At 67.4% G+C, this 21,747-nt stretch carries 14 protein-coding genes; 5 read left to right on the top strand and 9 right to left on the bottom strand.

The features are described 5' to 3' along the window. The first annotated feature begins 475 nt into the window (after positions 1–475). The 3 genes from VF329_10130 to VF329_10120 all read left to right on the top strand — a co-directional run bounded on the left by VF329_10130 (position 476) and on the right by VF329_10120 (position 3,300). Positions 476–1,561 carry an ABC transporter substrate-binding protein gene (locus VF329_10130; GenBank protein ID HEX7081361.1) on the top strand — a complete coding sequence of 362 codons (1,086 nt, stop codon included), beginning with the start codon at positions 476–478 and terminating at the stop codon, positions 1,559–1,561. Positions 1,562–1,624: 63 nt separating this feature from the next. After that, positions 1,625–2,503 carry an ABC transporter ATP-binding protein gene (locus VF329_10125; GenBank protein ID HEX7081360.1) on the top strand — a complete coding sequence of 293 codons (879 nt, stop codon included), beginning with the start codon at positions 1,625–1,627 and terminating at the stop codon, positions 2,501–2,503. After that, positions 2,503–3,300 (top strand): ABC transporter permease, encoded by a 798-nt coding sequence (locus VF329_10120; GenBank protein HEX7081359.1) that lies wholly within the window; start codon positions 2,503–2,505, stop codon positions 3,298–3,300. The genes VF329_10125 and VF329_10120 overlap by 1 nt, the downstream gene beginning before the upstream one ends. Before the next feature lie 79 nt (positions 3,301–3,379). On the opposite strand, the gene VF329_10115 is transcribed toward VF329_10120, so the two are convergent. The 6 genes from VF329_10115 to VF329_10090 form a co-directional block, all read right to left on the bottom strand. Beyond that, on the bottom strand, positions 3,380–4,234 hold the full coding sequence (locus VF329_10115) for a TonB-dependent receptor (protein HEX7081358.1): 855 nt from the start codon (positions 4,232–4,234) through the stop codon (positions 3,380–3,382). Positions 4,235–4,528: 294 nt separating this feature from the next. Beyond that, positions 4,529–5,908 carry an aminomethyltransferase family protein gene (locus tag VF329_10110; GenBank protein ID HEX7081357.1) on the bottom strand — a complete coding sequence of 460 codons (1,380 nt, stop codon included), beginning with the start codon at positions 5,906–5,908 and terminating at the stop codon, positions 4,529–4,531. Between the two features lie 479 nt (positions 5,909–6,387). Beyond that, complete coding sequence (locus tag VF329_10105; GenBank protein ID HEX7081356.1) at positions 6,388–8,100, bottom strand: amidohydrolase family protein; 1,713 nt, start codon at positions 8,098–8,100, stop codon at positions 6,388–6,390. Between the two features lie 131 nt (positions 8,101–8,231). Beyond that, entirely contained in the window at positions 8,232–9,146 is a 915-nt protein-coding gene (locus tag VF329_10100) for a TauD/TfdA family dioxygenase (GenBank protein ID HEX7081355.1), read from the bottom strand. A gap of 24 nt (positions 9,147–9,170) precedes the next feature. Continuing rightward, positions 9,171–9,536 carry a nuclear transport factor 2 family protein gene (locus tag VF329_10095; GenBank protein ID HEX7081354.1) on the bottom strand — a complete coding sequence of 122 codons (366 nt, stop codon included), beginning with the start codon at positions 9,534–9,536 and terminating at the stop codon, positions 9,171–9,173. A 41-nt stretch (positions 9,537–9,577) separates the two neighbouring features. Further along, positions 9,578–11,782: a TonB-dependent receptor gene (locus VF329_10090; protein HEX7081353.1), complete on the bottom strand. Its 2,205-nt coding sequence runs from the start codon at positions 11,780–11,782 to the stop codon at positions 9,578–9,580. Positions 11,783–12,315: 533 nt separating this feature from the next. Here VF329_10090 and VF329_10085 point away from each other — a divergent pair. Continuing rightward, positions 12,316–13,134, top strand: a complete 819-nt coding sequence (locus tag VF329_10085; GenBank protein ID HEX7081352.1) for a helix-turn-helix transcriptional regulator — start codon at positions 12,316–12,318, stop codon at positions 13,132–13,134. Positions 13,135–13,144: 10 nt separating this feature from the next. Here the strand turns inward: VF329_10085 and VF329_10080 are convergent, their stop codons facing one another. Further along, entirely contained in the window at positions 13,145–14,302 is a 1,158-nt protein-coding gene (locus tag VF329_10080; GenBank protein ID HEX7081351.1) for a cobalamin-independent methionine synthase II family protein, read from the bottom strand. Positions 14,303–14,636: 334 nt separating this feature from the next. Here VF329_10080 and VF329_10075 point away from each other — a divergent pair, with 334 nt between their 5' ends. Further along, positions 14,637–17,183 carry a TonB-dependent receptor gene (locus tag VF329_10075; GenBank protein ID HEX7081350.1) on the top strand — a complete coding sequence of 849 codons (2,547 nt, stop codon included), beginning with the start codon at positions 14,637–14,639 and terminating at the stop codon, positions 17,181–17,183. Positions 17,184–17,253: 70 nt separating this feature from the next. Here the strand turns inward: VF329_10075 and VF329_10070 are convergent, their stop codons facing one another. Both VF329_10070 and VF329_10065 read right to left on the bottom strand, forming a co-directional pair. Then, positions 17,254–18,429 (bottom strand): hypothetical protein, encoded by a 1,176-nt coding sequence (locus VF329_10070; protein HEX7081349.1) that lies wholly within the window; start codon positions 18,427–18,429, stop codon positions 17,254–17,256. Between the two features lie 89 nt (positions 18,430–18,518). After that, entirely contained in the window at positions 18,519–21,500 is a 2,982-nt protein-coding gene (locus tag VF329_10065; protein HEX7081348.1) for an FAD-linked oxidase C-terminal domain-containing protein, read from the bottom strand. Between the last annotated feature and the right edge of the window lie 247 nt (positions 21,501–21,747).

Raw genomic sequence — 21,747 nt, 5'->3', positions numbered from 1 at the left:
GCATCCGGAGACGGCGGCGCTGTTGCGCAAGCTGATGGAGGAGCGGGGGCTGGAGGTGCCGCCGCCTGGTCGGACTCTCGACTCGATCTGCATCACCGACCTTTGCAAGTAGCCGCAAGCTGAACGAGCCGTCCGGGAGCGCGAGCTCTCGGCGGCTTCTATGTCCCTGGGGCTCCGGTCCGATTCCTGCCGCCGCATTTGCATGAGGCTCGGCAATCGGACTAGTCTAGCCGTTGAGCGAGCGGCTGCGGCGGCGGGAAATCCGCCTTAGAATCAACGGGCAACGCTTCCCCGGGCGCACCGCGGCCGCTCGGCCCGCGGGTGCGCCCGGTTCGTGCGCGGCGGCGAACGCCGCCGGTCAGCGTGCCGCCCGAGCCTGCTGAGAAGCCGGCGCGTCTCAGCACGCGCTCGTCGCTCGATCGTCGTTGCGATCCCGCGGGATGTGAAGCTTTGGCGAGGAAGGGGAGATCGCGGAATGCACGATGTCATCTATCGTCCGGGCCGGCGCGGAGGGCTCACGCGGCGCGCGTTCCTGCGCGGGTCGGCGGCCCTCGGCGGTGCGGCCTTGCTCGGCGGGTGCGGCGCGGAAAGCCCGTCCGGCGAAGCGAGCCCCGAGCAGGCGGCGACCGGCGCCGAGGCCGCCCCGTTCACGTTCTTGACGATCCTCCCGCTCGCGAGCCTCACGTTCGCCCCGGAGCTCATGGCCGACGCGGGCGGCTATTTCGCCGATCAGGGCCTGAACGTTTCGTTCCAGGTCACGCGCGGATCGCCGCAGGCGATCCAGCTGGTGCTGGCCGGGCGGTCGCCGTTGACGCGCATCAGCCAGATCGAAGGGATGCGGGCCGCGGCGAACCGGGCCGCGCCGGTGATGAACGTGGGGATGGTGCTCAAGGAATCGACGATTCGCTTCGTCTCGAGCGAGAAGCGGGCGCTGCGCCGGCCCGAGGACTTCGTGGGCGCGACGATCGGTATCCCATCCGAAGGCGGCTCGAGCGAGACGGAGCTCGATCTTTTCCTGGCCGCCTCCGGCATCGATCCGGAGAGCGTGCAGCGCCAGGTCGTCGGCCTGACACCCGGTGTGTTCAACCTCGTCGAGCAAGGTCGCTTGGCCGGCTACGCCGTCAGCATCGATACCGCGAAGATACTCGAGCAGCAGCAGCCCGGGGTCGTGGTCTTCAATCCGGGAGAGTTCATGGCTTCCGGAGGACAGTTCTACATGACCTCCAAGGACGGATTTGCCGCGAACCGCGGCGACATCGCGAAGTACTTGGACGCCGTCCGTGCCGCGCTCGATTTCATGATCAACGACGACGGCTTCGACCGGACGCTCGAGATCATGCGCCGGAAATATTCCTTCGACGGTTTGAACGATACCGCGATCGCGAAGGAAAGCCTCGCCGAGTACGTGCGCATCTGGACGGCGGCCGGCCGCGAGAGCTTGCTCGTGACGCTTCCGGAAAGGTGGACGCGAGGATACGAGGAGCTCGTGAACGCGGGTCTCGCGGAACCCGGTGCGACTCCAGATGCGTGGTACACCAACGAGCTCGTTCGTGAAGCCTAGCGCCGCTTCGGCCCCGAACGGAACGCTCACGTCGGCCCACGGGACCGCGAGCGGAGGATGTGGATGATGATGGGGCACGGCACCATCGCGACACGCGACGCCGAGCCGGCCGAGGCGGCGCAGACTGCGCGTGATGCGCAGCCGGTCGAACGGCCCGGAGCGGCGGCCGAGCTCGAGCTGATCGACGTCAGCAAGGAATATCAGGCGCGCCACGGGTCCGTCGTGGCGCTGCAGAAGGTCTCGCTGTCCGTGCGGCAGCGCGAGTTCATCTCGCTCGTCGGCCGATCCGGTTGCGGCAAAACGACGTTGCTGAGGATTCTCGCGGGCCTCGTCCATCCGACGGGCGGGCAGGTGCTCGCGGGCGGGGCGCCGTTATGGAAGGACGGGACCCGCGATTCGGAGACGATTCGCCGGCTCGGCATCGTTTTTCAGGACGCGAACCTCTTTCCGTGGTACACGGTCGAGGACAACATCGCGCTGCCGCTCAAGCTGCGGGGAACCGGCAAGAGTGAACGCCGCGCACGGGCGCGCGAGCTTTGCGAGCTCGTCGGCCTCACGGGCTTCGAGCGCTCTTACCCGAGAGAGCTTTCCGGCGGCATGCGCCAGCGTGTCGCGATCGCCAGGGCGCTGAGCTATCGTCCGGGAATTCTGCTCATGGACGAGCCGTTCGGCGCGCTGGATGCGCTCACGCGCGAGAAGATGAATCTCGAGCTTCAGTCGCTCGCCGCGGCATCGGGTGCGACGGTCGTGTTCGTCACGCACTCGATCACGGAGGCCGTGTTTCTCGCCGATCGCGTGGTGCTGCTGTCGCCCCGACCGGGGCGGATACGCTCGGTCACGCCGGTCGACTTTCCGCGCCCGCGCCGGCTCGAGCTGGAAACGGCCCCGCAGTTCCAGGACATCGTCCGCGAGCTGCGCCGTCAACTGGACGAGGAAACGTGATGCCAACGCGCGAGCAGCTGCTCAAAGTGCTCCCGTGGATCAGCACACCGCTGTTGCTGATCGTCGTCATCGCCCTGTGGAAGCTCGCTACCGTCTGGTTCGAGATCTCCCGCTTCGTTCTGCCTCCTCCGGAGGACGTCGTCGCCGCGCTGGTCGACGTCGTGAGCCGGCCCGAGACGTGGACCGTGCATGCGCACGCCACGCTGCTCGAGGCGGTCGCCGGCTTCGCGATCGCACTCGTGTCCGGCGTCGTCGTCGGCGCCGTGCTCGGCAGAGTGCTGTGGCTCGAAAGGGCACTGCGCCCGATGGTCGTCGCCTTTCAGGTCGTGCCGAAAGTCGCGCTGATCCCGATCTTCGTCATCTGGTTCGGCTTCGGCATGACGTCGAAGGTGATCATTGCGGCGATTCTCGCGTTCTTTCCGATCATGTTGAACGTGATGCTCGGCGTGCGATCCGTGGATCCCGGGCACCGCGACGTCATGCGCAGCCTCAATGCCGGGCGCTGGGCCACGTTCTGGTCCCTCGAGTTCCACAACACGCTGCCGTACGTGTTCGCCGGCATGGAGGTCGGCATCGTCTTCGCCGTCATCGGGGCGATCGTCGGCGAGTATCTGGGCGGCAGCGAAGGGCTCGGCTACATGGTCGTCGTCACGCTGAACGCGCTCAACGCGCCCGAGCTGTTCGCGGTCATCATCCTGCTGGCCGGGCTCGGCTACTTGTTGTTCTTCGCGGTCAACGGCGCGAAGCGCCTGATGATCCCGTGGCACGAGTCGGTGAGCCCGAAGGACATCATCTGAGCGGCGAACGATGGAGAGCGGCTGATCGCACCGCCGATCAGCCGCTCGCTGCGGAGCCGAAGTGCCTGCGCATCGAGAGCTAGAAGCTCATCTTCAAACCGACGTATGCGCGCCGCCCCAGTATGTCGTAGTAGTCCGCGCGCGTCGTGCCGCGGTTCGCGTCCGGGGTGATCGTCGCCGTCCCCGGGTCTCGTCCGACCACCGGCGGGTCCTCGTCGAACAAGTTGTCGATGCCGGCGCGCAGCTCGAACCGCTCCGAAAACGAGTAACGCGCAAAGAAGTTGAACATGTCGTACGAGCCGACTCCGAGGATGCGCGTGTCCGGATCGTCGGCGGCCGTCTCGTCCTCGATCGACGGCAGATGTCGCCAAGACAAGCCGACGATCGAGTTCGTGAAGCTGTAGCCGAACGTCGTGAAAAGCTTGTAGTCGAACTGCCCGCCCTGGTCGAGCGTGCCGGCGGCGTCGAATATCGGCGAGTCGGGGTTATCCTGCGTCTTGAACTCGTCGAGGATGCTTCCGACCGCATTGATGTAGAACGAGCCCGGCCCGACGTCCCAGGTCCAGTTGACGGTCATGTCCACGCCCGCCGTTTCGAGGACTCCCGAGTTGAAGAACGGGGCGTCTACTTGAGCACGCTCGCCGGTGACGGCGTTTCGCCCGATCAGCCTGCACCATCCGCCGGGATCGTCGAGCACGAGGTCCGGATTGCTGGCGCCGTCGGCGTTGAAGCACTTCGAATAGACGAACACCGAATCGAGCGGTGCGATGGCGCCTTCGATCTCGACGTCGTAGAAGTCGACGGACGCGACGAGGTTCTCCAGTCCGCCGGGCCCGCTGAGGACGACGCCGAGAGTCCAGGTCGTCGCTGGTCGCGCGCGGGAGCATAGCCGCGCTCGGCGGCGATGCTCATGAGACCGATCGCACGCGGCCAGTCGTGCTGTCCGTCGAGGCCGGCCGCGGCGAGGACGCCGAGCCGGGCGGCGGCTTCGCCGCCGCCCCCATGCGCTGCCTCCAGAAGAAATCGAATGCCGTCGCGGGGCAGCAGCGGCGCGCGGTCCCCGGCGATCAATCGCTTACCGAGGCGTGTCGCCGCTTCGACGTCCCCGCGCCGCGTCGCGCGAGCAAGCGCGTTGACGGCCTCGTCGTGACGGCCGCACGCATCGTGCTCTTCGGCCAGTGCGATTTCGGGAGCGACGTCCGCGGACGTCACTTTCGTACACCTCCGATCAGGTGCGCCGATACGCGGTGCGCGCCACCTCCGAGTACGGCACGGGCGACACGATCGCGCGTACCTCGATCTGCCGATGCGGCTCCACGGTCGGCTTTTTCGTGCCGCCGCCTTCCTCGCCCCAGACGACCGTGACTTCCGTGCCGGGCTCGGCGTGCTCGGGTGCGACCATCGCGAGCGACAGGATCGAGCGGTAATTCCACGTATAGCCCGTCCACGTCGAGATCCCGATCGTCTTGCCGTTCTTCGTAACCTTGTCGTACGGGAGCGTGGAGTAGACCGCCGACGGGAAGTCGATGAACTTCGCCGGCTTGCCTTCCTTGTCGACCAGCGAGCCGAGCGCTTCTTTCACGTCGCTGTCGTTCCACGCGAGTGTGACCTTCTCGCGGTGCGGCTTCTCCGCGATCTTCTCGAGCGCCTCCCGGCCGATGAAATCGTGGTCGAACTTCACGATCTGCCCGTACCCCAGGTCGTACGGCGTCAGATAGTAGTCCTCGATGTTGTCGGAGACGAAGCTGCCGCCGAGCGATGCTCGCGCCTCGTACGCGGTGGCGGGCAACCATTCCCGGTACGGCTTCATCTTCTCGCCCGAGTAGACGGCGGGGAGCGGTGAGGGGATCCAGCCCGATTCGAGCGTGTTGCTCGAATAGGCCTTCGCGCCGACCTGCCGCAGGCCAAATTCTTCCCCGGCCTCGACGATTGCCGTGCGCACCTTCTCGCCGTCCTCCCAGGGCCCGAACAGCTCCCACCCGGGCTGCCCGACCATGCCGTGACGCAGCACGCGGACCTTGCACCCCGCGATCGTCATCTCGCCCATGTTGAAGAACTTGATCGTCGGGGCGGGGCCGCCGATCAGCTTCTCGACGACCTTCGGCGCGTTCGGCCCTTGAATCTGAAATCGGTACGCCTTGCGGACGACCTGGCCGCCCTTTTGGTCGACGGCGCGCTCGTCCCGCTCGATCTTGACGTCGTAGTCGCCGGTCTCGGCGTGGAATTGCACCCAATTGTGCACGGACGGGCGGCCGACGAGGTTGAACAGGTTCTCCTCGAGGTGAAACAGCACGACGTCGCCGATCACATAGCCGTCGTAATTGCACGGGACGAACTGCTTCGCCTTGTTCGGCGTGAAGTTCTTGAAGCTGTTGACGCCGAGGTAGGACAAGAGCTTCGCGGCGTCCGGCCCCGAGACGTACATGTCCGTCATGTGATAGGACTGGTTGAACAAGACGCACGTCTGCTGCCATGCGCGCTGCTCGTCGCGCCAATTCGTGAACTCCGGGGGCACGACCGGGTAGACGTTCGGGCCGCTCGGCGAGTTACGGAGAACCTCGACGGGGTTTCTGCCTGCGAGCAGACCCTCCAGGCTTTGATGATGCATCTTTTTCGATTACCTCTCGTGCATGGGTTCGGATGAGTCGGCGAGGCGGCCGGGCCGCCGCCGTTCATTTTTCGGCGAGATCGACGCCGGCGGCGGCCGGCACTGCGCACGCGACGCGAAGCAACGCGGCGCACGTCGCGACTGACGACGAGTAGCGAATGATCAACGCTCCGGGGCTCCCTGTGAACGGAACGATCCAGGTTGGCCGACCAGTCTACCAGGGCGATCCACGCGGCGTGTGGTGTTGAAAATGCTAGTGTCGCGGGTCTACCCGCCTTCGAGCGCGGAGCGCTGCACGTTCGGGGTTCCGACTACACTTTGTCCCCGGCGCGCCGGCGCCCGGAAAAGGGTTCGTGGTGTGGAAAAGCGCCCCGGCAACGCAGGCGCCGCCGGCGATCCCGCGCGTCGTCGCGGGGACAACGACCGCAGCCGGACTCGGGGACAGGGTCGGCGGCGGTCCCGGCGGCCCGTCGCAGGTCCTACAATGCGGCGCCGCTCCCGTGCACGATGCGCCCGCCGACGATCGTCAGCAACGATCGGATGTCGAGGATCGCCTGGTCCGGCACAGCCTCCTCGTCGAAGTAGTCGGCGCTCAGCACGACAAGATCGGCGTACTTTCCGACCTCGATGCTCCCGAGCACGTCCTCCTCCTTCAAGAACCATCCGTTCGCCGCCGTGTAGAGCCGAAGCGCCTCGTCGCGCTCGAGCGTTTGGTCCGCGTTGATCGGCTCGCCCCGCGCGTTCTTGCCCGTGACCACGTAGTAAAGGCCGATCCACGGATTCAGCGGCGAGATCTGCATACCGTCCGAGCTCATGCCGACCGGAATCCCGGAGTCGAGCAGCATCCGGAACGGCGGCCCATTCGCCTCGGCCGTGCCGCTGAGCCACCGCCATCCGCCCAGCACGCTGATCCCTCCGCCGAGGGCCCGGAGCTTCTCGACGTACTCGGGAGTGATGAACGGCGCATGCGCGAGCACCCAGCGAAGCTCGGTGATGCCGGGCGGGTCCAGTGCGGCGTTGACTCGCTCCCATCCGTCGATGATCGTCATGAAGTCGGTGCGCGTGAGCGAGTGGTTCTCGTTGCGCCAGCCGGCCTCCGCGACGAGTCGAGTCCCGTTCTCCCACGCCTCCGTCGCCGTGGCGACGATCGGGCTTGCGCCGGCCGTGAACTCGCCGATGCCGACGATTCGGAGCATGTCCCCGCCGAACTCCGGGAAGACGTTCGCGAGGCGCGCCTTGAGCCCCGGCGTCGCCGGATCGGCCTCCATGTGCAGGAAATTGAGCCTGATGCGATTGATCAGCCGGCCCTCGCGATACAGCTCGAGCAGCGCATCGTAGGCGTGGTACTGATCGAAATGCGCGGCGCCGTCGGCGTCGGTCCCCGTCGCGGGAAAGCCGCCCTGATCGAGGTGCGTCGTGACGCCGAGGCTCGCGGCATAGCGAAGCGCGTCGAGCGTGCCGCGCTTCTTGTCCTCGAACGTTTGCAGCTGCCGGAGGGCGTGCAGGGCGCGGCTCGACGGGTTCGGTGCGGCGCCGCCGGCGATCGCGCCGTCGTCGCCGACCTCGATGCCGCGGCTCTCGAAAAAGGCCTTGCCGAGGCTGTTCGTCACGGAGGGGCCCGCGAACGACTGCTGAAGGTAGACCGGGTGATCGGGCGCCACGCGGTCGAGCTCCGCGAGCGTCGGAAAGCGCGGTGCGTCCGGCGGCGGCACGAATTGATTGATGTCGAATCCGCCGATCGACGTGATCCACTCGCCCGCGGGGACCTCGGCCGTTTTCGCCTCCAGAGTCTCGAGCACCGCTTCGATCGAGCGCGCGTTCTCGAGGCGCGTGTCGTGCCCCGGCCGCAACCCCAGCAGCACGATGTGATTGTGGTTGTCGATGATGCCCGGGATTGCCGTGCGGCCGCGAAGGTCGATCGTCTCGGTGCAGGGGCCGGCGCCCGCCGATTCACCCACGGCCGCGAAGCGATCGCCGACGATGCGCACCGCGGACACGACGCTGCCCGCGTCGTCCATCGTATGAACGCGGCCGTTCACGAGGAGCAGGTCCGGACCCGGCGGGCAGGTCGCGTCGTCCTGGGCCCGTGCGGGCCCCGCGAGCAGGATCGAGCCCGCGAGCAGCACCGCGCCGCATCGCAGGATGGCGGGACGGGGCGCGGTGCGCGTCCTGTCGGCAATGACCGCTTCCATGAAGCTTTCCTCCCAGGCGAACGGCCCGCCGGCAGTCTAAGCGCTGCCCGCGTTTCGGCACAACGCCGGTACCGGGAGGAGCGCTTAGCCAGGCTCGGCGAGAGCGCTGTGCCGGGCGGTCGGCGCGCTCGTCAGGCGCTCGCTCGGGCCGGCAGCGGATCCGTGGACGCGCGCTCGGGGCCGTGCTCGTTGATCGTGGTCCGGCGGAGGTCGCGGACGTGTGCGAGGTCCTCGAAGGTGCCCGCGCGGTGGAGCGTGCAGCGGTTGTCCCAGATCACGAGATCGCCGCTTCGCCACGCGTGGCTGTACACGTATTTCGGCTGTGTCGCGAAGTCGAGGAGCTCGTCGAGCAGCGCACGCCCGGCGTCGACCGGCCAACCGACGATGTGCGAGGCGTGCGCGCCGATGTAGAGCGCCTTGCGCCCATAAGGCATTTCCCGCACCAACGGGTGGCGCACCGGCGGCATGCGGCGGCGCATGTCGTCCGTGATCTCGTCGAGCCCCGCGCGCTCGCGCGAATACCAGAGATAGTGCTCGGCCTCGAGCCCTTCGATACGCGCCTTCGTCTTCGCGGGCAGATCGTCGTAGACGACGCGCGTGTCGACGAACTCGGTGTTGCCGCCGTCGGGAGGCAGCACGTGCGCGCGCAGCAGCGACCACTTCGTCGGCAGATCGTTGAACGAGCTGTCGGTGTGGAACAGAAAGTTCGCGCGGTTGTACTTTCGGCGCGTGGAATCGGCCGAGAGCAGGCGGCCTTGCGCGTCGAGGTTCGAGGCATCGTACAGCTCGCGCCGCAGCCGGCGCTCGACGCCGGGGACGCCGAGCTCCGGAGGCAGCTCGAGCGGGCCGAACGCCCGGCTGAACGCGATGTGCTGCTCGTCGTCGATGTGCTGATCGCGGATCGCGAGGACCGCGTACTGCGCCATCGCCTGCTCGACGAGCGCCTTCAGCTCCGACGTCGGCGGCTGCCGCAGATCCGCTCCGATCAGCTCTGCCGCGAAAAGATCATGTAAGGGCTTGACTTCCATATCACCGTCAGCGTCCATACCGTGTCCCGCGGGACGCCACCTTTACCGGGCGTGCCACCATTCGCGCAGGCTCGTGCAGCGCCCGGCGTCGTCGAACTCGAGCAGGAAAATGCCGTTCAGCTCGGCGGCCGCTCCGGTCGACGCGAGCTTGAACTTCGCGGACCATCGGGCCACTCCGGTGCGCCCGAGGACGCCGACGACCTTGCTTTCGAAGCGGATCTCGCGTTGGTCCTTCGTAACCGAGGACCAGTAGCTGCGCACGCCCTCCGGGCCCCGAAATGGATCGGCAAACGGGGTCTCGAAATACAGGGCATCGCGGGCGAACAGCCGAGCGGCGGCGTCCGCATCGCGAGTTTCCCAGGCTTCGCCGTACCTCGCGAGCCAGCGCTCGAGATCGTCGTCGTTCATGCGTACATGTTACCCGGCCGGGACCTAGCGGTGCAGTCGGCTCAGAATTCCTTCGTGAAGTCGACGCCCCACCGCCGCGGCTTCGCCTTGAACAGGAAACCGCCAGGCGAGAACTCGGCGTTGTACTGCACGTCGTTGAAGTTACGCTGCCAGCCGGTCACCGACCAGCTGTCGCCGCGAACTCCGATGCGCCAATCCAAGAGGTTGACCGGGTTACGCACCGTGATGTTGTCCGGCTCCCAGTACGTGTCGCCGATGCGCTGATAGTCGGTGCGCACGAAGAGCTCGAGCCCGGAGTCGCCGAGGGGACGGTTGAGCTGTGCGCCGAGATTCACCGTGTCCTCGGTGACGAGCGGCGCCTCGTTACCGACGTGGTCCGGATCGACCGCCGCCTTGATCTCGCTGTCGGTGGCGCCGTAGCCGAGGAACACGTCGAAGTAATCCGTAACCTGCGCCGTCACGTTGAGCTCGAACCCGCGATAGTCGACCTCGCCGAGGCTGCCGAGGTTCTGCGTCGAGCTCTCCGCGAGGAAGACGAAGAAATAGCCGCCGTCGGCGTCCGTGTCGAACACGCTGAAGTTCAAGTTCACGCGTCCGTCGGCGAGCCGGCTCTTCACTCCGAGCTCGAGCGTGTCGGCGACCTCCTCGTCGAACAGGTCGCCGACACCGAGGAAGCCGGCTTCGAGCGCGGCTTGGCCGACGCCGGTCTGGTTGAATCCGCCGCTGCGGAATCCGCGGCCGTAGCTGCCGAAGATCGTGAGATCGTCGGAGGGGAGGAAGGTCAGTGTCAGACGCGGCTGGAGCTCGTCCCATGTGTGCTCGCGGACCTCGCCGGTGAACGTCTCGAGGCCGAGGGGCGCGAGGAACGGCTCCGGCGTCAGCGTCGTCTGCTCGCGCGTATCCTCGTCGTAGCGCAGCGCGAACGCGAGCTCTGTCCGGTCGGTGATGTCGTATGCGATCTCGCCGAACAGCGCCCAGGCGAAGTTGTCCTGCGCGTCGGCGAGGAACGTCGTCTGGAAGCTGTCCGGGAAGCTCACGGGATCGAACGGGAAATCGCCGCGCGGCGTGCGAAACACGGGGAACGCACCGAGCCCCCGGTCGACGATATTGCCGGTCGAGATGAAGCGGTCGGTGGTGATCGCATACGCTCCGGCGATCCAGCGCAGCCGCTGATCGTCGCTCGACGTGAACCGCACTTCCTGGCTGACGGTCTCGACGTCGAGGAACTGGCTCTGCGCCCAGTCGTCGCCGAAGAGCGCGCGGAAGAGTGATTCCTCGATCGGCAGAAAATCGAACTGGTCACCGGTCAGGATCTCCTCGATCGTGTCGAACGACGTGATCGACGTGAACGTGCCGGCGTCGAGCTCGTAATCGAGCTTGAACGCAAGCTGCCCGAGCTCGCGCTCGTTCATGCCCGGATTGTTGACGCGCACCGGGAGGCTCGTGTTGTTGACGTCGTTGTTGAAGTCGATGTTGAAGTAGAGCGCCTGCGTGTCGACTTCCGAATAGTAAAGGCGCGCATCCGTCTGCAGCCGGTCGTTCGGCTCCCAGAGCAATCGAAGGCGGCCGGAGACGTCCTGGAACGGGTCGGCTTCGTCGTTCAGATAGGTGTTCGGGATGTAGCCGTCCGTGTCGAAGTACGAGAGGGCGGCGTGATAGCTCAGCGTGTCCGAGCCGCGGAGCGGGCCGCTGCCCATGACCTGCGCCGTCGTGCCCGGGCCCGAGTCGTACCCCAAGCGTACCCTTCCCTCGAACTCGTCGCCGGGCTCGCGGGTGGTGATCACGATCGCGCCGCCGATCGCGTTCCGGCCGTACACGGCGCCTTGCGCGCCCTTCAGCACCTCGATCTGCTGCACGTCGAAGAGCTCTTGAGTGAACTGCGCGGGGTTCGACATCAGCACGCCGTCGACGAGCACGGCGACGGAAGGCTCGCTGTTTCTCGCCTGCGAGATGCCGCGGACCGTGATGAACGACGTCCCCTGATTCTGCGTTTCGACGAGCGTGACGTTCGGCGTGAGCGAGATGAAGTCTTGAGGGCGCTCGATGCCGGCGGACTCGATGTCCTGCTCGTCGAAGACCGTAATCGTGACCGGCACCTCCTGGAGGGCCTCGGCCCGGCGGCGGGCGGTGACCACGATTTCCTCGAGATCGTCGGGTTGCGCCGCGGCCGGCTCGGCGGATGCGGCGGCGATCGCGCCGGCCAAGAGCGCCGTGCGAACGAAGCGATCAGCGTGGCTTGCGATCATGTCCTGACTCCCCTTCCATCTCCGGCCGATCCGCCGGTCGATCTCACGAAGCCGAAAGCGTCGGCGGGTGCATTCCTCCGGGGGCCCGGCGTGCTGGGTGCCCGGCCGGGCGGGTTTGGGCCTGCGATCGAAACCGGACGAATGCACAGGGGGAAAGCGGGTCCGGCTCCGGCCGCCTACGCGGGCGTTGAATCGGGCGTCGCCGCACGTGTGGATGTCGAGATCCGGGATCGCTCGTGGGCGCGAATCGACCGCGGGTGCGTTCGCGCAACGGCCGCGAACGCTCATCTCGACCTCGGCACCCGGAAACGACCGCAGGCCCAAATTCTCGGTATGCGCAGCGGGGCGGGACGGCGAGCCGGGAATCATCGCCGCAGATCGGGTCGGCAGTGGCTCGAAGCATCCGCTCGTCTCGCCCGCGTGGTCGACACGCAACGCTAGCGAATGCGCGGCGCCTTGACAATTCCGGTCGTTGTGCTAGTGGGGAGATTACTGGTAGAAATTGCAACATGACGGCGGCTCGTGAGCACAGGATGGATTCTCGAAAGAGGCAGCTGAGCGAGTTTCTGAAGAGCTGCCGGGCCCGCGTCGCGCCGGCGGACGTCGGCCTGCCGGTGGCGGACCGGCGCCGGACGCCGGGGCTGCGCAGGGAGGACGTTGCGGCGCTCGCCGGCGTCAGCGTGACCTGGTACACGTGGCTCGAGCAGGGGCGCGACATTCAGGTTTCCGATGCGGTTCTGGAGCGCATCTCGTCGACGCTGCACCTCTCCCGGGACGAGCGCGAGTACCTGTTCGCGCTCGTGCAACATCGCCCGGCGCCGCCTCGAGGATGGCACGACGTGGAGGTGAGCGCGGCCGTCAAGCGTATGATCGATTCGCTCGCGGTGCCCGCGATCGTGATGACGGCGCGGTGGGACGTCGTCGCGTGGAACCGGCTCGCGGTGCTCACGTTCCGCGACTACGACCACATTCCGCAGGAGCGGCGCAACCTGCTGCGGATACTGCTCGTGGACGAGCAAGTGTACACGCGCGATCCGGAGATCTTCGACGCGATGGCGCACAGGGTCATCGCGAAGTTTCGTGTCGACTACAGCCAGTTCACCGGCGATCCGGACTTCGAGGAGCTGATCGCGGAGCTCGAGCGCACGTCGGAGACGTTCAGGCGCTTGTGGAACAGCTCCGAGGTCGTCGGCCGGTCGCAGGCCGTCGTTCGCCACCCGCAGCTCGGCGGCGTCACGCTCGAGCACACCTCGTACGTGCCCGAGGGGAGCCCGGGGCTGCGGCTCGTGATCTACGCCCCGTACGACGAGGAGAGCGCCGCGAAGATCGCGGCGCTGAAGCGCCGGCACTGAGCGCCGGCCGTCACGCGCGCGGCCGGCGCCCCCACAGCTCGTCGCTCGCGAGGCGCGCGCCTTCGACGAGTGCCTCGAGCTTCGCCCACATGATCGAAGGATGCACGCGCTCGATGTTCTCGATCTGCGCGAAGCCGCAGTCCGTTCCGGCGATCACGTTCTCGCGGCCGACGAGCTCGGCGTAGCGGACGATGCGATCGGCGACGAGGCGCGGATGCTCCACGGTCGTCGTGTGGTGGGTGACGACGCCCGGGATCAGGATCTTGCCTTCCGGCAGGCGGCCGTTCCGCCACACTCGCCATTCGTGCTCGTGACGGGGATTCGCCGCCTCGATCGAGTACGCGCCCGCGTTCACCTGAAGGACGAGGTCGACGATCGCATCGAGCGGAGCGTCCGCGACGTGCGGCACGTGCCAGCTGCCGAAGCACACGTGATAGCGGACGCGCTCCGGCGGAATGCCGTCGAGCGCGTAATTCAGCGCCTCGATCCTGAGCTCGGCCCATTCGCGATAGCGCGCCGGGTCGATCCGTACGAGGTCGTCGTACATGTTCGCCAGGACCGCGTCGTCGACCTGCAGGACGAAGCCCGCGTCGTGCACGGCCAGGTACTCGTGCCGCAAGGCCTCCGCGATCGCGAAGACGAACTCGCGTTCGCTCGGATAGAACTCGTTCACGCCGTTGTACGCGGTGCTCGCCGGCGCGACGGCGGTCATGAACACCTCCCGGGCGCCGGCGCGCGCCGCGGCGTCGCGCAGGTTCGCGATGTCCCGCGCCGCGCAGCAGCGCTCGTCGCGGTAAGCGATCGGGCCGACGCACGCCTCGGTCGGCATGCCGTTCAGCGCGCGCGGCATTTCGCGCGCGAAGAAGTCCGCGAAGCGCTCCCGGTCGCGGCCGAGCCAGCGCAGCGGTATCGGCTGATCGGCGCGAATCTCGAAGCCGGTGAGGCGCTCGAGGATGTACGCCGCCCAGCTCGATTTGCCGAACTCGCCGTCGTTCACGACGTCGAGGCCGATCGCGACCTGCCGTGCGACGACGTCCTCGACCGCCGCGCGCAGCCGCTCGTCGCGGGCGGCCCGCTCCTCGTCCGTGCCCGGCTCGCTCGGCAGTCCGGCGGGACGCACGAGGCTGCCCGCGTGCGTCGTCAGAATTCGGTTCTCGCTCCGCAGCATCGGCCTCCTCGCGCGCAGTGCGACGGAGTGTAGAGGGGCGGGGCGGATTTGCCGATAGCCCGGCCGCAAGCAGATCGCTCAGTGGCCCGTCGGAACGGAACCGGAGAGCTTGTGGTATCGATGCGACAATTTGGGGGAATCCCTATTAGTATTACTACCAGTATCACTGATGGCTGGTTGGGATTCTCAAGGCTGGTACACAATCCGGCCGAACCGGCGTCGAAACAACAAGAAGATTCCCATCGATGCCGGAGATGTTGCGAAGGCCCATCAACGGGGGAGTCCGAAGATGTCGCGACGATTGCATGATGCAAGGGGCCGTAAAAGTTCCGGCATGCGGTCCATGATGCCGTCCCATTCCCGCGCGCGTTGGTTGATTCTCACCGGGCTTGCGCAGGCCTGCGGCGCGGTTTACGCGCAGGAGCAAACCGGCCCGCTCGAGGAGATCATCGTCACCGCGGAGTTTCGCGAAGCGAACGTGCAGGAGACGCCGGTCGCGATCACGGCCGTGAACTCCGAGATGCTCGATGCGCGCAGCCAGACGAACATCGTCGACGTCGCGGCGCAGGCGCCGAACGTCACACTGAAGCCGGCGGATCAGGGGAGCGGAAACGCGATGATCGCGTTCATCCGCGGCATCGGCCAGACGGACTTCAACTATGCGGTCGAGCCGGGCGTCGGCATTTACGTCGACGACGTCTACTACCCGAACTTGACGGGCTCCATGGTCGATCTGCTCGACGTCGATCGTGTGGAGATTCTGCGCGGGCCTCAAGGCACGCTGGCGGGCCGCAACTCGATCGGCGGCGCCGTGAAAATCTATTCGCGCGCGCCGAGCCCCGACGGCGGCGGCAGCCTGTCGATTACCTACGGCGACTTCGATCGCGTCGACGTGCGCGCGAGCGCCGATTTGACGGTCGTCGACGAGAAGCTCTACGCCCGCGTAGCCGGCGCGAGCAGCACGCGCGACGGTTACGTCACGCGTCTCGACTACCGATGCGTGCATCCGGAGTCGGATCTGCCGACCTACATCGCCGGCGGCGATCTCTCCGACTGCGAGATCGGCACCGAGGGCGGCCGGTCGTTCACGGGCGGGCGCGTGTTCTTGCAGTGGCTGCCGAGCGATCGCGTCACGGTCGACATCATCGGCGACGTGATCGACGACGAGTCGGAGCCGGTTCCAAACGTGCTGATCCGGGTGAACGAGGCGCGAAACAATCCGAACCTCGGTCAGCCTTTCGGCATTTTCGGCGATCCGATTCTCACCGAAACCGGCCAGCCGAGCTACAACGGCGCCGACTTCGACGGTGACGGCCTCGCCGACGGCACGTTCCACGACGTGGACGGCGATTACACCACCACCGACGACCGCGTTTATTACAGCAACGCGTTCGTCACCAGCGGCCCGTTCGCCGGGGATCCGGTCGTCAGCGATCCGTATGTCAGCTACGCCACGTATCTCGATCCGGAGCAGCCGCTTCCGAATCGGCCGTTCTCGCCGGTCGCGATTCCACCGGTCACCACGCTCCAGCAGCGCGGCCTGTCGGTGCAGATCGACTGGGACATCACCGACAACCTTCAGTTCGAGTCGATCTCGGCGTTTCGCGAGTACGACTCGGATTGGGCGCAGGACGTCGACGCCTCGCCGCTGAACAGCCAGAACCTGCTCCAGCGCCTCGAGCATGATCATTGGACGCAGGAGTTCCGTTTGAACGGCACCGCGCTCGACGGTCTGCTCGATTACACGTTCGGCGCGTTCCACGTCGATCAGGACGGCACGCTCGAGGCGAACGTCAACCTGTATTACGCGCAACTGAACTTCATCCACGGCCCCGATCCCACGCCCTCGGAAGCCTCCGCGCTGTTCGCTCATACGTCATGGCATCTCTCGGACGCGCTGAACCTCTCCGTCGGCGTGCGCGCTTCGGATGAGAGCAAGACGTACATCTACCGGCGCCGCAATCCGGACGGCACGCTTCCGCAGGTGTGCAACGGGCCCCCGGCGAGCGTCAACACGTTCCCGAATTGCGTGCTCGCGGGGCTGTTCAACGTGAGCGGCGAATTCGACGACTCGCGCACCGACTGGCGCCTGGCGCTCGACTGGCGGCTGACGGACGACGTCATGCTGTACACGCAAGCGGCCACGGGCTTCAAGGGCGGCGGCATCAACCCGCGGCCGTTCTTCCCGATCCAGATCGAGTCGTTCCAGCCTGAGGAGCTCACGTCGTACGAGATCGGCGCGAAGACGCTCCTCTTCGACGGCCGCGTGCGGTTGAACTCGGCTGTATTCTTCAACGACTACACGGACATTCAGATCAATCAGACGCAGTGCGAGGTCCCGCCGTTCATCGACGCCGACGGCCTGGGCGCGCCGTGCATTCAGCCCGGCAACGCCGGAGATGCCGACGTCGAAGGTCTCGAAATCGAAGCCGAGATCAGTCTCGCGGATGCGTGGCTGATCGACTTCTCGTTCGCGGCGCTCGACTTCCAGTACACCAGTCTCGCGCCGAACGTCGCGGTAACGCTCGACATGGTCACGCCGTTCACGCCCGAGACGACGTGGAGCTTCGGTGCGCAATACGAGGCGCGGCTCCCGGGCGGCGGCACGCTGACGCCCCGGATCGACGTCGCGTACCAGGACGAGATCTATACGGAGCCGCTCAACAATCCGGCGAGCCTGATCGACGACTACACGCTCACGAACGCACGTCTCACGTGGCGTTCGGCGAGCGACGAGTGGGAGGCGGCGCTCGCGGTCACGAACGTGACCGACGAATTCTACTTCAACAACATCTTCGAGCAGTTCGACAGCTCCGGCACGGTGTCCGGAACGCCCGGGATGCCGAGGATGTGGGCGCTGAGCCTGAAGCGTAACTTCTAGCCGGCGGCGCGCGGTCCTGGGTCGCGCATGACACGAACGGCGGGGATTGCCCCCGCCGTTCGCCTTCACGTCACTCTTCCGGGCGCTCCCAGCCCTGCTCGAAGTGCTCCTCCCAGTTCTGCGCCCACGGCCGGCCGAAGTAGTCGACGTAGCCCTCGTCGAGCGGCGTCAGCTGTGTGGGCCTCCCGTCCGGCCCGTTCACGATCGTGCTCTGCACGCGGCATTCGACGAACGTGTAGCGCCGCTCGGGAGCGTCGATGCCGGCGGCGTAGTTCCACGGCGTCACGATGTGGAGCGGCTGCTTGAACGCCTCCGGATCGTAGAACGTGGCCTCCACGACGAGGCCGCCGCCGTCCTCCTGCGGTCGGATCACCTCGATCACCTCGAGTGAGTTGCTGAACTCGAACATCGAGTGGGTCAGCGTCCAGCCCTGGACGTTCGCGGTCCATGCGACGAGCGTGTCGCCGTCCCAGAAGCCGACGGTCTCCCCGTACCACTGCGGGACCTGCTGCACGTGCTTCTGGCCGATCAGCACCTTGCGGATGAAGTTGTCGGCGACGCCGGCGAGGAACTGCACCTGGTGCGGCGTCACGAGGACCTCGATGTCGTTGATCGCGTATTCCGTCCACCAGCGCATCAGGCCCTCCGGGTAGCAGAAGGCGGCCATCCACTGCGGCGCGTTGCTGACCGCCTCATGGTAGTTCATCTGCGTCATCCGCTTCTGATACTCCGGCGTCAGCAGCGACAGGATCGTCGCGGTCTGAACCCCGCGGCCGTAGAGCCATTGATCCTCGTACCCGCCGCGCCGGTACCAGCCGTCCCAGTCGGGCAGCGTCTCGCGCGTGTGCCGGGTGGGCCCGCCGTGCGCCTTCGCTTTCGCGAGCAGCGCGGCATAGTGCTCGGCCGCGGTCTCGTACTCGTACGGGCTCACGATCTCCTCGACCGGGCGGTCGACGCTGCAATCGCCCCACTCTCCGAACCGCCCTTCGGACCACGTCTCCGCCAGCTGCTCCGGCGTGTTGCAACGCTGGTAGCGCGGATCGGTCCAGTACTTCCGATCGAAGTAGAAGTTCTCGGTCGTGAAAAGGTCGACGGGCAGGGGCTCTACGCCCGGAGGCGGCGGGTGATCGGCCGCGCGCGCATCTTCGGTCTGGGACCGGGCGGCCGGCATCATCGCGACCGCGGCCGCCAGCACCGCGCCCGACACGGCGCGATAGGAGGTGTTCCGTGATCTCTTCTTCGGCATGACTCGCAATCCGGCAAGTAGTTAGGCGGCCAGCGAAGCGGGACTTCGCCGGAGTGACTCGTACTGAGACCCCGCGACCGGGGCGGCGTTCACGCGAGCGCGTCGGCGATCACGCGAACCGCGTGCACCGCTTCGCGCGCGGCGCCGTCGCGGATCTGATGGCGGCAGCTCGTTCCGTCGGCCACGATCACCGTGTCCGCGTCCGCCGCGCGAACCGCCGGCAGCAGCGCGGCCTCGGCCATCTCGAAGGAGACTTTGACGTGGCGCCGGTCGTAGCCGAAGGCGCCCGCCATCCCGCAACAGCTCGACGCGACGACGTCGACATCGAGACCGGGCACGAGCCGCAACGCCCGCGTGACGTCGCCCATCGTGCCGAAGGCCTTTTGGTGGCAGTGGCCGTGCACCAGGGCCTTCGAGCGGGCCGCTTTGCGGAGCGGAAGGCGCAGCCGGCCCGCTGCCGCTTCCCGCACGAGGAACTCCTCGAGCAGGAACGCGTGCGCTCCGAGCCGCTCCGCGTCGCGGCCGGGAAGGAGCACCGCGAGCTCGTCGCGGAGACCGAGCAGACAGGCGGGCTCGAGCCCGATGACCGGCGTGCCGCGCTCGACGTGCGGCGCGAGGGCCGCGAGCAGACGCCGCGCCTCGGCCCGCGCATGCTCGACCATGCCGGCGGCGAGGTAGGTCCGACCGCAGCAAAGCGGCCGGTTGCCGTCCTCGGCCCGCGGCGTGGCCGCGTGGACCGCGTAGCCGCCGGCGAGGAGCACGTCGATCGCGGCCCGAAGGTTCTCGGGCTCGAACCAGCGATTGAACGTGTCCGCGAGCAGGACGACTTCGCGGCCGGATGCCGCGCCGGTCGCATTGCGTCCGTTCGCCGCGTCAGGAAGCGCCGGCGCGCCGCCGCCGGTCAGGGCGGCGCGAGCTCCGCCGGCCCGGGCGGCGACGTCGGCCGCATCGCGGAACGGTTCCGAATGCCAGACGGGCAGCGAGCGGGACGCGGCGAGCCCGAGCACGAGCGCCGACACGTGCGCGGCGCCCGGCACGCGGTCGCGCAGGTTCAATAGCGGCGCGAGCCGCGCCGCCCGCGGGGCCCAGCGCGGCAGATGAGCGATCAGCAGCTCCTTCGCGCTGCGCCGGCGCTTGCGATGGTACTGGTGCAGGAACTCGATCTTCATCCGCGCCATGTCCACGCCGGTCGGGCACTCGCGCTTGCAGCCCTTGCACGAGACGCAGAGCTCGAGCGTGCGGTACATCTCCTCCGAGGTCAGCGCATCCGGGCCGAGCTGGCCGGACAGCGCGAGCCGCAGCGTGTTCGCGCGTCCCCGCGTCGAATCGCGCTCGTCCCCGGTTATGCGGAACGACGGGCACATCGTGCCGGCGTCGAACTTGCGGCAGTAGCCGTTGTTGTTGCACATCTCGACGGCCGCGGCGAACCCGCGGCTCGAGGCGGCGCCCGCAACATCGTGCGCGGACCAGTCGAGCCCGGTGGCGATCGAAAGCGTCGCGTAGCCCGGCTTGAAGCGAAACAGGGCACGGTCGTCCATCTTCGGCGGAGCGACGATCTTGCCGGGATTCATCAGCCCGTTGGGGTCGAACGCCCGCTTGATCTCGGCGAAGGCGGCGGCGAGCCGCGGCCCGTAGACGCGCTCGATCCATTCGGAGCGAACGAGGCCGTCGCCGTGCTCGCCGGAGTACGAGCCCTTGTACTCGCGCACGAGCGCGCACGCTTCCTCCGCGATCGCGCGCATCGCCGCCGCGCCTTCCGGCGTCTTCATGTTCAGGACCGGGCGCACATGCAGGCAGCCGACCGAGGCGTGCGCGTAGAACGTGCCGCGCGTGCCGTGCTTCTCGAACACTTCCGTCAACCGCTGCGTGTAGTCCGCGAGGTGCTCGAGCGGGACGGCGCAATCCTCGATGAACGACACCGGCTTCCCATCGCCCTTCATCGACATCATGATGTTGAGGCCGGCCTTGCGTACCTCCCAAACGTCGCGCTGCAGCGCGGGCTCGGTCACGTCGACGACGCTGCCGGGCAATCCGAGATCGCCCATCAGCTCGCTCAGCCGGGCGAGCTTCGCGAGGGACTCGGCGCGATCCGCCCCGGTGAACTCGACGAGCAGAATCGCTTCCGGCTCGCCGCGCACCGTCGCCTCGACCGTGGTGCGGAACGCGGCGATCCCGCGCGACAGCTCGATCATCGTGCGGTCGACCAGCTCGACCGCGTCCGGCCCGAGCTCGACGATGTGCTGCGCAGCCTCCATCGCCCGGTGGAAAGTCGGAAAGTGCACGACGCCGAGCGTCTTGTGGCGCGGAAGAGGGGACAGCTTGAGCTTGATGCTGCGCAGCCAGCCGAGCGTTCCTTCCGAGCCGACGAGCAAGTGCGCCATGTTGAACGGCGCGTCGCTCGCCGCCATGTCGAGGTTGTAGCCGGCGACGCGACGCTGCACCTTCGGCACGCGCGCGGCGATCTCGGCGTCCTCGCGGGCCCGCAGGCGGCGAATCGTCGCGACGAGAGCTGCGTAGCGTCCTCGTTCACCCTCGTCGCCGGGGCGCACCTCGCCGAAGCGCAGCATCTCGCCCGTCGGCAGCCACGCGTCCGCCTCGAGCACGTTGTGCACCATGTTGCCGTAGCGCAGCGAGCGGGCGCCGCAGCTGTTGTTGCCGGCCATCCCGCCGATCGTGGCCTGCGCGGAGGTCGAGACGTCCACCGGAAACCACAGGCCGTGCGGGCGTAAGGCGGCATTCAGCCGATCGAGGACGACGCCCGGCTCGACGCGAACGAAGCCGGCTTTCGTGTCGAGCTCCAGGATCCGGTTCAGCCGCTTGCTTTGATCGATCACCAGCGCTTCGCCGACCGTCTGTCCGCACTGCGAGCTGCCGGCGCCGCGGGGAAGCACCGGGACGCGCGCATCGGCCGCGATCTCGAGCGCCCGGAGCGCGTCATTCGCGTCGGCCGGCACGACCACGCCGATCGGCTCGATCTGATAGATCGACGCGTCGGTGGAGTAGCGGCCGCGGGAGAATCGGTCGAAAAGGACCTCTCCGCGGAGCTCTCGCTTCAGGCGTGCGTCGAGCATCGGGAGATCGGTGCGCAGCGCGGGAACCCGCTCCGGGCGCGGGCGCTGCGAGGACCCGCCGGCGGCAAACGCACGGCGCGGCGCGAAGCGGAGCGAACGGGACGAGGTCACGGTGCGTGCTCGGTCATCGGCCTCCAGTATATCGGCTTCACGTGCGGCGGCTGCTCGGCGCGTGCGATCGTGGCGGTCCTGCGGGTGCGTCGCGCGGCTGTCGCTCTCCGCCGACCGGTTCGGCGGCCTCGGGCCG

The sequence above is a fragment of the Gammaproteobacteria bacterium genome, from assembly GCA_036381015.1.
In the GTDB taxonomy this organism is placed as follows: Bacteria; Pseudomonadota; Gammaproteobacteria; order Steroidobacterales; family Rariloculaceae; genus ZC4RG20.
This window is presented reverse-complemented; position numbering and strand designations above follow the sequence as displayed.

Bases quoted from the DNA above. Each gene is read 5' to 3' on its own strand.
- VF329_10130 (HEX7081361.1), top strand. From the start codon at position 476: ATGCACGATGTCATCTATCGTCCGGGCCGGCGCGGAGGGCTCACGCGG.
- VF329_10125 (HEX7081360.1), top strand. From the start codon at position 1,625: ATGATGATGGGGCACGGCACCATCGCGACACGCGACGCCGAGCCGGCC.
- VF329_10120 (HEX7081359.1), top strand. From the start codon at position 2,503: ATGCCAACGCGCGAGCAGCTGCTCAAAGTGCTCCCGTGGATCAGCACA.
- VF329_10110 (HEX7081357.1), bottom strand. From the start codon at position 5,908: ATGCATCATCAAAGCCTGGAGGGTCTGCTCGCAGGCAGAAACCCCGTC.
- VF329_10105 (HEX7081356.1), bottom strand. From the start codon at position 8,100: ATGGAAGCGGTCATTGCCGACAGGACGCGCACCGCGCCCCGTCCCGCC.
- VF329_10100 (HEX7081355.1), bottom strand. From the start codon at position 9,146: ATGGACGCTGACGGTGATATGGAAGTCAAGCCCTTACATGATCTTTTC.
- VF329_10095 (HEX7081354.1), bottom strand. From the start codon at position 9,536: ATGAACGACGACGATCTCGAGCGCTGGCTCGCGAGGTACGGCGAAGCC.
- VF329_10090 (HEX7081353.1), bottom strand. From the start codon at position 11,782: ATGATCGCAAGCCACGCTGATCGCTTCGTTCGCACGGCGCTCTTGGCC.
- VF329_10085 (HEX7081352.1), top strand. From the start codon at position 12,316: ATGGATTCTCGAAAGAGGCAGCTGAGCGAGTTTCTGAAGAGCTGCCGG.
- VF329_10080 (HEX7081351.1), bottom strand. From the start codon at position 14,302: ATGCTGCGGAGCGAGAACCGAATTCTGACGACGCACGCGGGCAGCCTC.
- VF329_10075 (HEX7081350.1), top strand. From the start codon at position 14,637: ATGCGGTCCATGATGCCGTCCCATTCCCGCGCGCGTTGGTTGATTCTC.
- VF329_10070 (HEX7081349.1), bottom strand. From the start codon at position 18,429: ATGCCGAAGAAGAGATCACGGAACACCTCCTATCGCGCCGTGTCGGGC.
- VF329_10065 (HEX7081348.1), bottom strand. From the start codon at position 21,500: ATGCTCGACGCACGCCTGAAGCGAGAGCTCCGCGGAGAGGTCCTTTTC.